Origin of the sequence: Pseudomonas ceruminis, from assembly GCF_021602025.1 — a bacterium.
Lineage (GTDB): Bacteria > Pseudomonadota > Gammaproteobacteria > Pseudomonadales > Pseudomonadaceae > Aquipseudomonas > Aquipseudomonas ceruminis.
Map to the genome: position 1 here is coordinate 22,828 of NZ_BQHW01000008.1, position 14,804 is coordinate 37,631.

At 63.4% G+C, this 14,804-nt stretch carries 15 protein-coding genes and 1 tRNA gene; 9 read left to right on the top strand and 7 right to left on the bottom strand.

Translation table 11 applies throughout. The annotated features are described in order from the left end of the window. Positions 1-213 precede the first annotated feature (213 nt). A complete protein-coding gene (locus L6D80_RS11585; RefSeq protein ID WP_054901710.1) occupies positions 214-681 on the top strand; it encodes a DUF1289 domain-containing protein in 468 nt (155 codons plus the stop codon). Between the two features lie 74 nt (positions 682-755). Beyond that, positions 756-1,400 carry a hypothetical protein gene (locus L6D80_RS11590; RefSeq protein ID WP_054901709.1) on the top strand — a complete coding sequence of 215 codons (645 nt, stop codon included), beginning with the start codon at positions 756-758 and terminating at the stop codon, positions 1,398-1,400. A gap of 50 nt (positions 1,401-1,450) precedes the next feature. On the opposite strand, the gene queD is transcribed toward L6D80_RS11590, so the two are convergent. Together queD and L6D80_RS11600 are read right to left on the bottom strand one after the other, a co-directional pair. Next, positions 1,451-1,807 carry a 6-carboxytetrahydropterin synthase QueD gene (queD, locus tag L6D80_RS11595; RefSeq protein ID WP_054901708.1) on the bottom strand — a complete coding sequence of 119 codons (357 nt, stop codon included), beginning with the start codon at positions 1,805-1,807 and terminating at the stop codon, positions 1,451-1,453. 53 nt (positions 1,808-1,860) lie between these two features. Continuing rightward, complete coding sequence (locus L6D80_RS11600; protein WP_176513756.1) at positions 1,861-2,940, bottom strand: patatin-like phospholipase domain-containing protein; 1,080 nt, start codon at positions 2,938-2,940, stop codon at positions 1,861-1,863. Between the two features lie 153 nt (positions 2,941-3,093). Between L6D80_RS11600 and L6D80_RS11605 the strand changes: the two genes are divergently transcribed. The 5 genes from L6D80_RS11605 to L6D80_RS11625 all read left to right on the top strand — a co-directional run bounded on the left by L6D80_RS11605 (position 3,094) and on the right by L6D80_RS11625 (position 7,066). Further along, the gene (locus L6D80_RS11605; protein ID WP_054901706.1) at positions 3,094-3,402 is read left to right on the top strand and encodes a PepSY domain-containing protein; all 309 of its coding nucleotides are present in this window, start codon (positions 3,094-3,096) and stop codon (positions 3,400-3,402) included. Continuing rightward, on the top strand, positions 3,402-3,716 hold the full coding sequence (locus L6D80_RS11610) for a PepSY domain-containing protein (protein ID WP_054901705.1): 315 nt from the start codon (positions 3,402-3,404) through the stop codon (positions 3,714-3,716). The genes L6D80_RS11605 and L6D80_RS11610 overlap by 1 nt, the downstream gene beginning before the upstream one ends. Next, the gene (locus tag L6D80_RS11615; protein WP_176513754.1) at positions 3,717-4,385 is read left to right on the top strand and encodes a response regulator transcription factor; all 669 of its coding nucleotides are present in this window, start codon (positions 3,717-3,719) and stop codon (positions 4,383-4,385) included. Further along, entirely contained in the window at positions 4,382-5,701 is a 1,320-nt protein-coding gene (locus tag L6D80_RS11620) for an ATP-binding protein (protein ID WP_176513751.1), read from the top strand. The genes L6D80_RS11615 and L6D80_RS11620 overlap by 4 nt, the downstream gene beginning before the upstream one ends. A 207-nt stretch (positions 5,702-5,908) precedes the next feature. Next, a complete protein-coding gene (locus L6D80_RS11625) occupies positions 5,909-7,066 on the top strand; it encodes an HPP family protein (protein WP_054901702.1) in 1,158 nt (385 codons plus the stop codon). On the opposite strand, the gene L6D80_RS11630 is transcribed toward L6D80_RS11625, so the two are convergent. Continuing rightward, positions 7,040-7,906 (bottom strand): LysR family transcriptional regulator, encoded by an 867-nt coding sequence (locus L6D80_RS11630; RefSeq protein ID WP_054901701.1) that lies wholly within the window; start codon positions 7,904-7,906, stop codon positions 7,040-7,042. The genes L6D80_RS11625 and L6D80_RS11630 overlap by 27 nt on opposite strands. A gap of 180 nt (positions 7,907-8,086) precedes the next feature. Here L6D80_RS11630 and L6D80_RS11635 point away from each other — a divergent pair, with 180 nt between their 5' ends. Next, the gene (locus L6D80_RS11635) at positions 8,087-9,976 is read left to right on the top strand and encodes a propionyl-CoA synthetase (protein ID WP_176513748.1); all 1,890 of its coding nucleotides are present in this window, start codon (positions 8,087-8,089) and stop codon (positions 9,974-9,976) included. 46 nt (positions 9,977-10,022) lie between these two features. On the opposite strand, the gene zapE is transcribed toward L6D80_RS11635, so the two are convergent. Continuing rightward, the gene (gene zapE / locus L6D80_RS11640) at positions 10,023-11,096 is read right to left on the bottom strand and encodes a cell division protein ZapE (RefSeq protein WP_176513745.1); all 1,074 of its coding nucleotides are present in this window, start codon (positions 11,094-11,096) and stop codon (positions 10,023-10,025) included. A gap of 102 nt (positions 11,097-11,198) precedes the next feature. Then, the gene (locus L6D80_RS11645; RefSeq protein ID WP_054901698.1) at positions 11,199-11,441 is read right to left on the bottom strand and encodes a hypothetical protein; all 243 of its coding nucleotides are present in this window, start codon (positions 11,439-11,441) and stop codon (positions 11,199-11,201) included. Positions 11,442-11,712: 271 nt separating this feature from the next. On the opposite strand from L6D80_RS11645, the gene L6D80_RS11650 reads away from it, so the two are divergent. Next, positions 11,713-11,787 (top strand) — tRNA-Gln (locus tag L6D80_RS11650). 146 nt (positions 11,788-11,933) lie between these two features. On the opposite strand, the gene L6D80_RS11655 is transcribed toward L6D80_RS11650, so the two are convergent. Together L6D80_RS11655 and L6D80_RS11660 are read right to left on the bottom strand one after the other, a co-directional pair. After that, the gene (locus L6D80_RS11655; protein ID WP_176513742.1) at positions 11,934-14,321 is read right to left on the bottom strand and encodes a hybrid sensor histidine kinase/response regulator; all 2,388 of its coding nucleotides are present in this window, start codon (positions 14,319-14,321) and stop codon (positions 11,934-11,936) included. 14 nt (positions 14,322-14,335) lie between these two features. Beyond that, positions 14,336-14,797: a response regulator gene (locus tag L6D80_RS11660; protein WP_054901696.1), complete on the bottom strand. Its 462-nt coding sequence runs from the start codon at positions 14,795-14,797 to the stop codon at positions 14,336-14,338. Between the last annotated feature and the right edge of the window lie 7 nt (positions 14,798-14,804).

Here is a 14,804-nt window from a genome sequence, read left to right on the forward strand (position 1 = left end):
CATGGCCCGGGCCAACGCCGTTCTACCGGATGAACTGTGCTCGTGACGCTTTGAAAACAGCTTCCAACGGACATTGTTGCCTTGAAAAGGCGGGATGATTCTACGGCAAAAAAAGCCCGAACGTAAGGCGGCGAACATGACTTTAACGAGTGACCCTGGTTAGACAAAGGGCTAACATGGGCCTGTGTTCCACCGCCAAGCCGTTGTTTTTCCATGTCCAACTCGTCCATCAAGACCCCTTGCGTCGGCCTTTGCTCTACGGTGTACGGAGACACGGTCTGCCGTGGCTGCAAGCGTTTCCACCATGAAGTAATCCATTGGAACGGCTACGACGATGCGCAGAAACGCGCCGTCTGGCTACGCCTCGAGCAGCTGTTGGCGCAGGTGATGATGGCCAAGCTCGAGGTGTTCGACAAAGGCCTGCTGCGCCAGCAGTTGCAGCAGCGCTCGATCCGCTTCGTCGAGCAGCAGTCTGAGTATTGCTGGGCATACCAGCTGATTGCCCGCGGGGCGCGGATGATCCGCGATCTGGAAGCGTATGGGATGGTCTTGCTGCCCGAGTTCCGCGATTGGGACCTGCCGCAGCTGCGCGATGCCATCGACCGTGAGTTCTTCCTGTTGTCCGAAGCGCACTACCAGCGCTACATCGCACCCGCGTTCCTCAAGCAGACCTTGGAGTGAGGTACTTCCTGGTGCCTGGCTCACCCGCCGTTGCCTAGGGTAGAAGCTCAATGGCCTGACTGAGGAGAGTCAGCATGAGCGAGTACATCTTCAACCCCCGTGAAACCTTTCTGGCCCGCTGCTGGTGGCAGGGCTCGCGCATCAGTGTCGGGCCGCAGACGTGGGCCGATGCGCAAGACCGGTTGGCGGCTCTTTGGGTCGAATCAGGCAGCCAAGGTGCCCGCGGGCATTGGGACAGGTACCTGCAGAGTGAAAAGGATGGCGTGCTGGAAAAGCACCTCGCCCCGTTGGATTACCCGTCATCGACGCAGCAATACTACGAACTGTTCTGGTTTGGTGCCTACACCAAGGGCAGCGTCAGTGATGAAAAAACACGCTATTACGACATCAGGCCGGCAGACCGGGTGTGGACCCTCTCCAACTGGGTGTTGGACGGCAACGCCAGTTTCCTGTCGGGCTACGTTGGCATCTGGGCAGCCGATGCGCCAGCTGCCGCCCTACGCAAACCGCAAGGCAGCCGGCTATGGACGATCGATGGCCTGGGCCGGGAGTTGAAGCGGGGCGAGCGGCAATTCAACCTGCAGTGGGTGACACCGGATGGGGGCGAGCTCAAGCGCTTCAGCTATTACGGGGATCACTTTTTCAACACGCGCAAAGGCGAGGCCGGTTTGATTGCCATGGAAATACTCAGCATTCCTCACCACTTCGAGGAAATCTGAGTGCCAGCCAACCTGAGCGCCGCGCGGCATCAGGTTGGCTGAACGTGGGCTCAATCGCCGGTGTACTCGCAGCCACTGGTGCAGGTTTCGTGGATGCGCACCTTGGACAATTCTGGAAGTAACGGCTTGACCTGCTCCCAGATCCACTTGGCGATGACTTCGCTGGTGGGGTTCTCGAGGCCGGGGATGTCGTTCAGGTAGTTGTGGTCCAGCTGCTCGTAGATCGGCTTGAAGATGGCCTTGATCTCGGAAAAGTCGCGTATCCAGCCAGTGTGCGGGTCGAGCGGGCCGGTCAGGTGCAGGCCGACCTTGAACGAGTGGCCGTGCAGGCGGCCGCACTTGTGCCCGGCGGGCACGTTGGGCAGGCGGTGGGCCGATTCGAACGTAAATTCCTTGAAGATTTCCACGCTGTCAGAACTCTGTGTGTATCAATGATGCGCGCAGTCTACCAGCATGGCCGCTACAAGGCTTGCAACTGATCCTGCAGCCGCCCGGTGGTGATCAGCTCTAGCAGTTCGTCGCCCAGGCGCTGGCTTTCGGCGATGGCTTTGTACCAGTAGCGTTTGCGGCTCGGGGCGTCGCCCAGGAACCGTTTGAAATCGTTGCGGTCGGGCAGTTTGCCGAAGGGCAGGGCGGCCAGGTATTGCGGCGACGGCGTCAGCAGCAGCACGTTCTGCAGGCGCGTGGCATCGCCCTTGCGCCACGGCAGAGCCTTGTCGAACCAGCCGGGCACCACCTTGTCGGTGAAGTGGGGGTAGAGCACCAAGTCGTCGCCGCGGTAGGGCAGGTCGAGGTGATAGTCGAGCAGGCCACCGTCACGGTAGGTGCCGGTACCCACACCGGGGATGTCGCGTACGCCTTCCATCACCATCGGGATCGAGCCCGAAGCGAGCAGGGCATGGCGCAGGTTGGCCAGGGCCAGGGGCAGGCAACGTGAGGGGAAGTCGGTGAGCGCATCGAGCGGCGGTGCAGCGCGCTCGTCGTGCAGGATGATACGTTCGAAGTGCCGGCTCAGGCGCGAGCGGCCCAGCAGATTGTTTGCGATCACCGAGCCCAGGCCCATGCCCAGACGGCCGCGATGGTCGTGGGCCAGTTGCCCATGGCTCTTGACCACCAGCACGTTCAGGCGATAGTGCGGGTTGGCGAGGATCTGCCGGTCGCGGCCCTGCAGCAGGTCGTCGAGCATCTGTTGGCAGCTGCGACTGATCTCGCTGGGCGTGACACCCTTGGCGAAATCCTGCTCGGTATACAGTTCGCCCAGGCGCCGGATGCCCTCGACCGGATCGTCGAGGCAGGCACTGGCAAAGCGCCACGAGCCGATCGAGGCGCCAATCAAGGCGCGCTGGCGTGGCGCCGAAGGCAACCATTCGCCGAACAGCGCCAGGTCCAGGCCCTGGATGCCCAGAGGCTTGGGCCCACCCGCCGCGCCGGGCAGCACACCGACATCGGCCGCCTGCAGGCCGCGCTCGCGGATCTGTCGCAGGGCACGCTGGCCGGCCTTGAACGTCAAGGCGGGAAATTTGATGTGAATGGCGCTCATGGAAGACCTCGGGGCCGGCTAGCCGCACAGTATAAGGCCTGAATGCGACCGTCGGCTGCGCTATCATGGCGCCAAATGTTTTCAGGTTGAGTTAAGGACCGGTGGTTAATCTTAACCCCGTAGACCCATTGCACATCTCGCTGGAGAGACCCCATGAAAACGTTGACTGCCCTGTTCACTGCCGCTGCACTCGCTTTCGGTGCCAACATCGCCCTGGCCAAGGACGTCCAGCCTGACGAAGTGGTCAAGCTGGTCAACGAAAAGACCATCAAGTCGCTGGATGAGCTCAAGGCCGCTGCCGTGGCCAAGCACCCCGGCGCCACCGTCAAGGATTCCGAACTGGAAAACGAATACGGCCGCTACATCTACAAGGTCGAGCTGCGCGACCCACAGAACGTCGAATGGGACGTTGCCCTGGACGCCAAGACCGGTGAGGTGCTCAAGGACGAACAGGACCACTGATGATTCACTTACCCCGGCCAGCGCGTTACCTGGCGCTCTCGCTGCTGGCCGTCTGCTCCCTGGCCGTTGCCCGTGACCTGGACCAGGATGAAGCCCTCAGGCTGCGCCAGAAAGGTATCATCCTGCCGCTCGAACAACTGCTTGAGACCGCCCTGGGGCGTTACCCCGGGGCGCGTCTGCTGGAGGCCGAGCTGGAAGAGGACGATGACCGCTACGAATACGAAGTCGAGCTGCTGACCCCGCAAGGCGTGGTACGCGAGATCAAACTCGACGCCAGCACCGGTGCCCTGCTCAAAGACGAGGAAGACGACTGAATGCGCCTGTTGCTTGTTGAGGACAACGTTCCCCTGGCTGACGAACTGACTACTGCCCTGCAGCGCCAGGGCTATGCCGTCGACTGGCTGGCCGATGGCCGTGATGCGGTGTACCAGGGACAGAGCGAACCCTACGACCTGATCATTCTTGACCTCGGCCTGCCGGGGTTGCCGGGTTTGGAGGTGCTGGGCCAGTGGCGTGCCGGTGGCCTTGCCACGCCGGTGCTGATCCTCACCGCGCGGGGTTCCTGGGCTGAGCGTATCGAAGGGCTGAAGGCCGGAGCTGACGACTACCTGAGCAAACCCTTCCACCCCGAAGAGCTGCAGTTGCGCATCCAGGCGTTGTTGCGCCGCGCCCGCGGCCTGGCCAACCAGCCGACGCTCGAAGCGGCCGGCCTGCACCTGGATGAAGGCCGCCAATGCGTGAGCCGCGACGGGGTGGATATCCAGCTCACCGCCGCCGAGTTCCGCCTGCTGCGCTACTTCATGCTGCACCCGCAGCAGATCCTGTCCAAGAGCCACCTGGCCGAGCACCTGTACGACGGTGAAACCGAGCGCGACTCCAATGTGCTCGAAGTCCACGTCAACCACCTGCGTCGCAAGCTGGGCCGCAGTGTCATCGAGACGCGCCGCGGGCAAGGTTACCTGTACGCCGGGCACAGCGAATGAAGTCGATCCAGGCGCGCCTTAGCCTGGGCCTGGTAGCCGTGCTTGTGGTCGTTGGGGTGGTGCTCGCGCAGCTCACGTTGTGGCTGTTCGAGGCGGGCATGCAGCGCTACCTGGAAAACGGCCTGCGCAAGGAGAGCGAAAACCTGCTGGTGGCGCTGGTGCGCGGGCCAGCGGGCTTGCAGCTGGATGAACGGCGTATCTCCGCGGCTTATCAGCGTCCATTTTCGGGCTACTACTTCCGAATCGATTTCGACCAGGGTACCTGGCGCTCGCGCTCGCTGTGGGACCTGGATATGCCCAAACCCTCAGCGCAGGGCCTTTCCGATAGCCACGAACTGGGCCCGGAAGGGCAACAATTGCTGGCGTTGCGTGCCGACTACCGGCGCTTGGGCCAGGACATTTCGATCACCGTGGCCCAAGACTATTCCCCGGTGCGCGAGGGCTTCAGGCGCCTGCAGCAGATCGGCCTGGGCATGGGGCTGGTGGCGCTGGTGCTGGTGCTGGTGCTGCAACGTATCACCGTTACCCGCTCGCTGCGGCCATTGGAACGCGCTCGCCAGCAGATTGCCCAGTTGCAGCAAGGCCAGCGCTCACAGCTCGATGCCCAGGTGCCCAGCGAATTGGCACCGCTGGTGGACCAGATCAACCATCTGCTGAGCCATACCGAGGACAGCTTGCGCCGCTCACGCAATGCCTTGGGCAACCTTGGGCACGCGCTGAAGACACCGTTGGCGGTGTTGCTGAGCCTGGCGTCCAGCGAGCGTCTGCAGGCCCTGCCCGACGTGCGTGTGCAACTGCGCGAGCAGCTTGAACAGATTCAGCAACGCCTGGCACGCGAACTGAACCGCGCGCGTTTGGCCGGCGATGCGCTGCCCGGCGCGCAGTTCGACTGTGACGCTGAATTGCCGGGGTTGCTTGCCACCTTGGGGATGATCCATGGCGAAGGGCTGCTGCTGGAGCGGGATGTACCGCCCGGGCTGCTGTTGCCGTGGGACCGCGAGGATTTCCTGGAGCTGTTGGGCAACCTGCTGGACAACGCCTGCAAGTGGGCGGACAGCGAGGTGCGGCTGGGGATTGCGCCTGCTGAAAATAGCTACCAGGTCTGGGTCGACGATGATGGCCCGGGGATTCCTGCAGGCCAGCGCCTGCAGGTGCTGGAGCGCGGCTCGCGGTTGGATGAGCAGGTTGATGGGCATGGGTTGGGGCTGGGTATCGTGCGCGATATCGTCGAAGCCTGGGGTGGGACCTTGGCACTGTTGGAGAGCCCGTTGGGCGGATTGCGGGTAAGTCTCGCGTTGCCGCGCAAAGTGCGTTGATTGGCGCGGTGCCCCTGACAGCACTGCAAAAAAATTGCAGTACAGCCTCATTTTTTTGAATTGGCCCCAGCCTGCCGCCAACCGGCACAATCATCCTCACGAAACCTCCCGGTTTCCATCTCTCCACGGACGGAACCCCCTAGGGCCCAGGCCTCTTCTGCTGGGCTTTCTTTTTTAATCCGAAGTACTACGAATACGATCTTGCAAATGTCTGCCTCGCGCTCCGAACGTCTTCTGCAGCGGCTGCTGCCGGCACCCCTGAATATCCCTCCCAAACAATGGCTGCGCGCGGGCATCGGCGCGCTGCTCGGCCTGTTCCTCGCCGGCTGGCTGACCAGCATGGCCTATGGGCCAAGCATCGCCTTGCACCTGCTGGGCCCTTTGGCCGCATCGGCGGTGCTGGTGTTTGCCGTGCATTCCGGGCCATTGGCCCAGCCCTGGCCGGTGGTGGGCAGCTATGCCTTGGCCGGTGCGGTGGGCCTGGCCATGCGCGAGGGCTTTGGCCCTGAACTATGGGTGGCGGCGGCTGCGCTGGGCCTCTCGCTCCTGGTGATGTGCCTGTTACGTTGCCTGCACCCACCGGGCGGCGGTGTGGCGGTGAGCGCGGTGCTGGCTGACTCGGGGCTGACGGCGATGGGGGATCACCTGCTCGAACCGGTGTTGCTCAACGCGCTGATCCTGGTGACGGTGGCGGTGCTGTACAACCGCATGACCGGTGTGCGCTACCCCAAGGGTGTGGCGCCGCGCAAAGACCTGCACCACACCCATGACCCACTGCCCAGCCAGCGTGTCGGCATCAGCGGCGCGGACCTGGACCAGGCCTTGGAAGAACTGGGTGAGTTCGTCGATGTGACCCGTGACGAACTCGAACGCATCATTCTGGCCACCGAACAGCATGCCCTGCAGCGCAGCCTCGGCGGCATCACTGCCGCTTCGGTGATGTCCCGCGATGTGCAGTTCGCCACGCCCGACACAACGCTGGAGCAGGCCTGGAAAATGCTCGACAACCACCACCTGAAGACCTTGCCGGTGCTACAGCAGGGCAAGCTGGTGGGTATCGTCAGCCTCAGCGACCTGGTCGGCCCGGCCATGCAGCGTGGCCGGTTCACCTGGCGCGGCCTGTTCAACCGCAAGGCCGTGCGCATGGAACAGGTGATGAGCCGGCGCGTGGTCAGTGTCAGTGGCGAGCATCCGCTGGAGCGTTTGCTGCCGCTGCTGTGTGAGCAGGGCCTGCACTGCCTGCCTGTACTCGAAAACGGCCTGCTGGTTGGCGTGATTACCCAGACCGACTTGATCGCCGGCCTCAAACGCCAGTTGCTCAGTGCCGCGGGCAATGGTTCAGATCAGCGGGTCCCAGCGTTGTGACCAGTCGCTGGCGCCGGCTGCCACCAGCCGACGCAGCACGGCAAAGGCCTGCTGCAGGGCTTCGCTGTCGCGCTTGCGTGGGTACACCAGAAAGGTCGGGTAAGTGAATTCCGGGGCTTGCGGCACGCGCTCGAAGACCCCGCTGTCCAGGTAGGCCTGCACTACACGGGTACGGAAATAACCACTGCCGCCCTGGTCGAGAATGAACTGCAGGGCCAGCGGCCCGAGGTTGAAACTCAGCGTCGGGCGCGCGCAGTCTGGCAACGCCGCATCGTGCTGACGGCGGAACGCCTCGCCCCAGTCGATATAGATATACGGCTCCGGTTTACCGACCCGGCGCACGCGAATCAGTTTTTCCTCCATCAACTGCTCCACCTGAAGGCCTGGGCCGTAGGTTGGCTGGTACACCAGCGCGGCGTCCAGCAGGCCCATCTCCACCTTGCGCAGCAATGATTCACCGTCGCTCACCTCGCTGCGGATGGCATGGCTGGGCAACTCGCGGTGCAGCGCGCTGACCCATTCGAGCATCATCGGGTTACCCAGGCTTACCTCGCCTGCGATGTGCAGCACCTGCTGGCAGCCCTGGGGCAACGGCAGGTCGCGGCGCGCCGCCTCCCACGTCTGCACCAGCTGGTTGGCATAGCTGACAAAGGCTTCACCGTCGCTGGTCAGGCTGGCGCCGTTGCGGCTACGCACGAACAGCTGGCAGCCCAGTTGCTGTTCCAGGCGCTGCACGCGGGCGGTGATGGCCGTCTGTGACACGAACAGGCGTTCGGCGGCGGCGACCAGGCTGCCGCAACGCACGATTTCCAGAAAGGTTCGGGCCTGATCGATATCCATGGGCTGCTCTGTTGCACGAAAGGTGGCCTATTCTAGAGGCTTTGCCCCGCGATGGGGCGCATTTGCGCTGTCTGCAAATTTGCAGGTCGGTTGTGACTTAAGTCCCATGGCAGGCCCGGCGGGGCGGTCCATACTCAGGATTCGCCCTTCAATAACAACAAGTACCGGGTTTTCCTCAACATGACTTATCAGCACAGCTACGCCCACTCCATTGCCGACCCTGCCACCTTCTGGGCCGCACAGGCCAACCACCTGGCCTGGTACCGCAAACCTGCCCTTACCCTGCAGGAAAACCCCGACGGTACCCACCGCTGGTTTGCCGATGGGCGCCTGAACAGTTGCTACCTGGCCCTCGACCACCAGATCGAGCAAGGCCGCGGCGAGCAGACAGCGTTGATCTATGACTCGCCGGTAACCGGCACGCAGCAGCGTTTGAGCTACAACCAGCTGCGTGACGAAGTGGCGCGCCTGGCCGGCCTGCTGCGCCAGTTGGGAGTGGGCAAAGGGGATGGGGTGATCATCTACATGCCCATGGTGCCCCAGGCGGCCATGGCCATGCTCGCCTGTGCCCGCATCGGCGCGGTGCACTCGGTGGTATTTGGCGGTTTTGCCGCCAACGAGCTGGCCCTGCGCATCGACGATGCGCGCCCGGCGTTGTTGCTGACGGCCTCTTGCGGCCTGGAGTTCGACCGGGTGATCGAGTACAAGCCGCTGGTCGATCGTGCTTTGCAGGTGGCCCGGCACCAACCCCACCATGTGCTGGTGCTGCAACGCCCGCAGGCGCGCGCCCCGTTGCAGCCGGGCCGTGACCTGGACTGGCAGGCGTCACTGCCCAGCGCCGAGCCGGTGGCCCCGGTCGAGCTGGATGCGGCCGACCCGTTGTACATCATGTACACCTCCGGGACCACAGGTAAACCCAAAGGCATCGTTCGCGAAAACGGCGGCAACGCGGTCGCGTTGTGTTACGCCATGCGCCACATTTATGGCATGCAGGCGGGCGACGTGTGGTGGGGCATTTCCGATGTCGGCTGGGTGGTTGGCCATTCGTTGATCGTCTACGGGCCGCTGATGAGCGGCTGCACCACGGTTTTCTACGAAGGCAAGCCCATTCGCACGCCCGATGCCTCGGCGTATTGGCGTGTGGTCGAGCAATACCGGGTCAACGCGCTGTTCTGCGCACCCACCGCCATGCGGGCGATCCGCAAGGAAGACCCGGACGGTGAAATGATCCGCCGACACGACCTCAGCTCCCTGCGGCAACTGTTCCTGGCCGGGGAAAAGCTCGATTCCAGTACCCACGAATGGCTGGAACGGGTCAGCGGCAAGCCAGTGCATGACCACTGGTGGCAGACCGAGACCGGCTGGCCGGTTACCGCACCGTGCGTGGGGCTTGATGGCAGCGCGGCGCGCCCCGGGTCGAGCAACCGCGCGGTACCGGGCTACCACGTGCGCGTGCTGGACGACGAGGGGCACCTGCTCGGCCCTGGCCATCAAGGTTCAATCGTTATCGCCCTGCCGCTACCACCCGGTTGCAGCCAGACCTTGTGGGGCGACCACGAGCGCTACCTGCAGGCTTACTTGCGCACCTACCCTGGCTATTACCACACCGGCGATGGTGGCTACCTCGATGACGATGGCTTCGTTTACATCATGGGCCGAACCGACGATGTGATTAATGTCTCCGGCCATCGCCTGTCCACCGGCGAGATGGAAGACCTGGTAGCGCGTCACCCGGCGGTGGCCGAGTGCGCGGTGATCGGCGTGCACGACGCGATCAAGGGGCAGGTGCCGTTGGCGCTGGTGGTGCTCAAGGATGGCGAGGGCATCGCCGAACCGCAGTTGCTGGTCGAACTGGTGGGCAGTGTGCGCGAAGCGATCGGGGCGCTGGCGTGTTTCAACCGCGTGCGGTTGGTCAAGCGGCTGCCCAAGACCCGTTCCGGGAAGATCCTGCGGGCGGTGCTGCGCAAGATTGCCGATGGCCAGGCCTATGTGCCGCCTTCGACCCTGGACGACCCGGCGGTGCTGGGGGAGATCGAGGCGGTGCTGGCGGACTTGCCTCGGGCTGGGTGATTGTTGGTGGGGCCGCGGTGCGGCCCTTTTGCCATACAAGGCCAGGTCATTCAGGACCTACCTGATGCAACTGCCCCAGCCTGCTGCGGGTCCGCATCAGGTCGGCGATTGCGCCATCCAGGCTTTGCTCCAGCGGTCGCCGGCCGATCACCGTCACGTGCCGGTCCTGGTCATACAGCACGTCCACCAGGTTGATGAAACGCTGTTGCGCCGCCAGCGAGCATTGCGATAAATCATCCAGCCCGTCGATGACCCAGGCATCGTACTGGCGGGCAAGCTGCAGGTAATCGATCACCGCCGTGGGCTGCTCGCACAGGTCGTCGAAGGCGAACATCACCTGTCTGTCGGCGCTGTGCAGCGCCCGCAGGTTGCGTTTATTGACGTCCAGCGTAAGCGGTTGCACGGCGGGCACCTTCAGCGCCTGGCGCTGCGCGGCATTACCGGGCCACACATAGTGCCCCTGGGTAAAGCGCTGGTGCTCACGGTTGGCGGGCAGGCTGCGAAAATCGGTATCGCCGCCCACCTCGAGCACGTCCATGCGGCCATTGATCAGGCGGATCACCGGCAAGAAGCGCTCGTGGTAAAGCGGGTTGGGCAACAGCCCTTCGGGCGCGTAGTTGGAGGTCACCAGCAGGAAGATGCCACGGGCGAACAAGGCATTGAACAAGCGTGTAAGCAGCATGGCGTCGCCGATGTCATGCACATGGAACTCGTCGAAGCACAAGACCCGGCAATTGCCGAGCAGTTCGTCCAGTGTTGCGCCCAGGGCATCGTCCAGGGAACGGTGGCGGTGCATGCCCTGGTGCAGGCGGGCGAAGAAGTCATGAAAATGCAGGCGCTGCTTGGCCTGCACCGGTACCGCCTGGAAAAAGCCGTCCAGCAACCAGCTCTTGCCGCGGCCAACCGCGCCGTACAGATACAGGCTGCGCGGTTGGCCGCCCTGCAATTGCGCAAGTGGCTCGGCCATGCACTGAATGACCCGGCGCTGGCCGGCGCTCAGCTGGTAGCCGCGGCTGCGTGCCGTGTCCTCGAACCAGCCGAGCAGTGGGCTATCGCTGGGCGAAGCGGCGCGTTTGCGCTGGCCGAGCTGAAGTAGCGAGGTAGGGATCCAGGCGGGCACCGCTGAGCTCCTTGGCAATGACAGGGCATGGCGCAGCTTGCCCGAGGGCGTTCCTTTTTAACAGTGGAAAAGTGCTGCGATGTGGATGCCGGGAGCGACTGCTCAGCCTTTGCGTTCCAGTTGACGTTCGATCATGTACTTGATGGTCAGGCGGCGTTCCTTTAGCTGGCGCAAGTCATCATCCTGGAAGTTGCCCGCCGAAATCGATTCGGCGGCCAGAACCTGGTTGTCGATGTCCATGTACTCGTCCAGCAGGCGGTCGAGGTGTTTGTCCTGTTGGCGGCGCTGTTGCACGATTTCACGCGGGTAATGCAGGTCCTGGTACAGATCGTGGGAAACGGGCATGGGGTCCTCCTTGGTAGGCGCAATTGGCTTACCTGATTGGAAAGGCGATAAGTGATTGTGTTGGCGTGAAGCGGTGGAAAAACGACGGGTGGTTACCCCGCTAACCCTACGAACCACGGCAAAGGGCACTAACTTGCTGTTTTAAAGCATTTTTTTTCAAAAAGTGCTTCCCAGGTGAAAAGAATGTTGTTAAAGTGCCGCGCATTCCAAGACAACAACCCAGTTGTCACCTCATTGGAATGGTCAGAGCAGCCATCGCTGCATCCGATACAGGGGCGTCGCCAAGCGGTAAGGCAGCAGGTTTTGATCCTGCCATGCGTTGGTTCGAATCCAGCCGCCCCTGCCATTTTCTCTCGTTCAAATACCCATTCTTGATTCAGTGCAGGCGACGCCCGCGCTGGGATCTTCCGTTTCTGTCGCGCGTGCCAAGCCGTTGGCGGGTTGAACCCGTTCCAACAGGTCGGCGCGCCTGTGGAACGGGTTTACCTGGTGCTATCTGGCAACCCGCAACAGTTCATCAAGCGCCCGGGCCAACTCTTCGGCTTGCACCGGCTTTTGAATCACCAGACTGTCAGGCAGCTCCAGCCCCTGCAGTTCTGCATAGCCGGTCAAAAACACCACGGGCAACTTCGGGTGCCGTTCGCGCGCCGCCAGGGCCAACTGGCCGCCGTTGAATTCGGGCATGGCGAAGTCGGTCAGCAACAGGTCGATCCCCTCGTCCAGCAGCGCCAGTGCCTGTTCGCCATTGTGTGCCTGATGCACCTGGTAGCCATACTGGCGCAATACATCCCCGAGCATGTCACGCACCAGGTGGTCGTCATCTACCAGCAATACAGTGCGATTACGGCCACTGTCGCCGACCGATTGGGGCACCGTCGGCAGCACGGCCACCGGCGCTACCTCATGTTTGACCGCAGGCAGGTACACAGCGACCTGGGTGCCATGCCCAGGTTCGGTATCGATGCGCACGCCACCGCCGGACTGCTTGGCAAAGCCGAACACCTGTGCCAGGCCCAGGCCAGAACCCTTGCCGATGTCCTTGGTGGTGAAGAAAGGTTCGAAGACCTTGGCCAGCACGTCTTCGTTCATGCCGCAGCCGGTGTCGCGGATACTCAGCATCACGTATTCGCCTGGCTCCGGATCTTCCGGGCGCTGGGGGCGGGCTTTGATGCGGGTGTTGCGGGTCGAGAGGGTAAGCTGCCCGCCCTCGGGCATGGCATCCCGGGCATTGATCGCCAGGTTGAGAATGATCATCTCGGTCTGGGTCGGGTCGGTCAGCGCTTGCCACAGGGTGTGGTCCAGGTCCAGGCGCACGGAAATGCTGCCGCCCAGGGTGCGGCGCAGCAATTCTTCCAGGCCGCCCAAGGTACGGTTGAGGTTCAGCGGCACCGGCTCCAGGCGCTGGCGGCGAGAGAAGGCGAGCAACTGCGAGGTCAGCTTGGCTCCCCGCTCACCCGCCTCGCGCACATGCTTGAGGCGCGTTCTGGCCTTGTCCAGATCACCCTTGTCCAGGTCGCGCTCAAGGAAGCTGGTGCCGGTGAGGATGACTGTAAGCAGGTTGTTGAAGTCGTGGGCGACCCCGGCGGTAAGCTGGCCAACCGCTTCCAGGCGCTGCATCTGCTGCAGCGCCGCCTCGATGCGTTCACGCTCGGTGATCTGCTCGCGCAGGCGGTCGTTGGCCTCAGCAAGGCCCAGGGCTGTTTCGCGCTCGCTGGTGATGTCCCTGGCCACCACATAAAGCAGCGTGTCCTCCGGTACTACCACCCACGACAGCCAGCGCAACTGGCCTCCGGCATGCTGGATACGGCCGACGAAACGGGCACTGGTACGGCCGTGGGCGAGAGCGGCCAACTCGGTCAGCAGCGACTCCTGGTCAGGCTCTGGCAGCAATTGCAGCAGCGAGGTCTGGCTTAGCCGCTCGCGCGAGAAGCCCAGGCTGGCCTCCCAGGCGGGGTTGAGCGCCACCGGCGTGAGGTCTTTGTTGAGCACCGCAAGCAAGTCCTGCGACAACTCCCAGGCGCGGTCACGTTCGCGGGTGCGGCGCTCGACACGCTCGCCGAGCATCTCATTGAGTTGCTTGAGCGCCTGGGTGGCCAGGCGCTGGGCGTGGATGTCCTGCAGAACCCCGGAAAAGCGTGTGCACTGGCCGTCGACGAACTGGCACTGGCCGCTGCTAAGCAGCCAGCGCGGCTCCAAGCCATTGGCCTGGGCGCTACGGAACTCGACCCAGTACAGGCCGTCGCTGTCCGGGCGCATGGCGTGTTCCACTGCATTGCGCACCTGTGGCAGGTCGTCGGGGTGGATGCCGGCGTAGAACACCTCCAGGCTCATCTCGGTATCGACCGGTAGGCCGAACAGGATCTTGCAGCGATCATCCCAGACCAGCAGGTCTTCTTGCGGGCGCAGGTCCCAGGTGCCCATGCCGGCGGCGTCGATGGCGATACGTGCGCGCGCCTCGACGTCGGCCAGCGCTTCCTCGGCGCGGCGCCGACGCTGGCGCTCCTGTACTTCGGTCAGCGCCCTGCGCACCGCCTTGGGCAGCAGTGGCAGGTTCTTTTTCAGCACATAATCGGTGGCGCCCAGGCGGATCATCTCTACGGCATGTTCTTCACCGTAGATGCCCGAAAGGAAAATGAACGGTGTGTCCGGCGCCAGGCGCTGGGCGATGGCCAGGACGTCGGTGCCGGAGGAGCCGGGCAGCACGCAGTCACAGAGGATCAGATCATAGCTGGCCTCGCGCAGGGCTTGCTCGGCGGCAACATGGTCGAATACCAGGTGCGACTGCAACTGCAGCCCGCTGCGCTCCAGGCCCAGCAGGGTCAGCTCGGCATCCATCGAGCTGTCTTCGACCATCAACAGTTTCAGCGGCGTTGGCAGCATCTTCGCGGCGGGCCTCAGTTGCTGCCACGCCGGGTCAGGCGCAGCGAGCCGGGTGGGGGTTCGTTGAGCACGGCCCAGAACACGCCAAGGTCTGAAATTGCCGCGACGAACTCCTTGAACTCCACGGGCTTGACCACGTAGGCATTGACCCCGAGTTCATAGGCGCGCAGCAGGTCGGGCTCTTCCCGCGAGGAGGTCAGCATCACCGTAGGGATGCTGCGCAGTTCGGGCGTGCCACGCACCTCCTTGAGCACTTCCAGGCCGTCGACCTTGGGCAGTTTCAGGTCCAGCAGCAACACCGCGGGATTACCGTCGTCGCGTTCGGCATAGGCGTTGCGTCGCAGCAGATAGTCGAGGGCGTCGGCACCGTCGCGCAGGACGATGACTTCGTTGGCCAACTGGCTGCGCTCCAGGGCCAGGAGCGTGAGCTCCAGGTCCCGGGGGTTGTCTTCTACCAGCAGGATAGGTTTGAGCATGATGGTA

Bases quoted from the DNA above. Each gene is read 5' to 3' on its own strand.
- L6D80_RS11655 (WP_176513742.1), bottom strand. From the start codon at position 14,321: ATGCTGCCAACGCCGCTGAAACTGTTGATGGTCGAAGACAGCTCGATG.
- L6D80_RS11625 (WP_054901702.1), top strand. From the start codon at position 5,909: ATGTCTGCCTCGCGCTCCGAACGTCTTCTGCAGCGGCTGCTGCCGGCA.
- L6D80_RS11610 (WP_054901705.1), top strand. From the start codon at position 3,402: ATGATTCACTTACCCCGGCCAGCGCGTTACCTGGCGCTCTCGCTGCTG.
- L6D80_RS11585 (WP_054901710.1), top strand. From the start codon at position 214: ATGTCCAACTCGTCCATCAAGACCCCTTGCGTCGGCCTTTGCTCTACG.
- L6D80_RS11600 (WP_176513756.1), bottom strand. From the start codon at position 2,940: ATGAGCGCCATTCACATCAAATTTCCCGCCTTGACGTTCAAGGCCGGC.
- L6D80_RS11635 (WP_176513748.1), top strand. From the start codon at position 8,087: ATGACTTATCAGCACAGCTACGCCCACTCCATTGCCGACCCTGCCACC.
- L6D80_RS11590 (WP_054901709.1), top strand. From the start codon at position 756: ATGAGCGAGTACATCTTCAACCCCCGTGAAACCTTTCTGGCCCGCTGC.
- L6D80_RS11645 (WP_054901698.1), bottom strand. From the start codon at position 11,441: ATGCCCGTTTCCCACGATCTGTACCAGGACCTGCATTACCCGCGTGAA.
- L6D80_RS11615 (WP_176513754.1), top strand. From the start codon at position 3,717: ATGCGCCTGTTGCTTGTTGAGGACAACGTTCCCCTGGCTGACGAACTG.
- L6D80_RS11620 (WP_176513751.1), top strand. From the start codon at position 4,382: ATGAAGTCGATCCAGGCGCGCCTTAGCCTGGGCCTGGTAGCCGTGCTT.
- L6D80_RS11605 (WP_054901706.1), top strand. From the start codon at position 3,094: ATGAAAACGTTGACTGCCCTGTTCACTGCCGCTGCACTCGCTTTCGGT.
- L6D80_RS11630 (WP_054901701.1), bottom strand. From the start codon at position 7,906: ATGGATATCGATCAGGCCCGAACCTTTCTGGAAATCGTGCGTTGCGGC.
- L6D80_RS11660 (WP_054901696.1), bottom strand. From the start codon at position 14,797: ATGCTCAAACCTATCCTGCTGGTAGAAGACAACCCCCGGGACCTGGAG.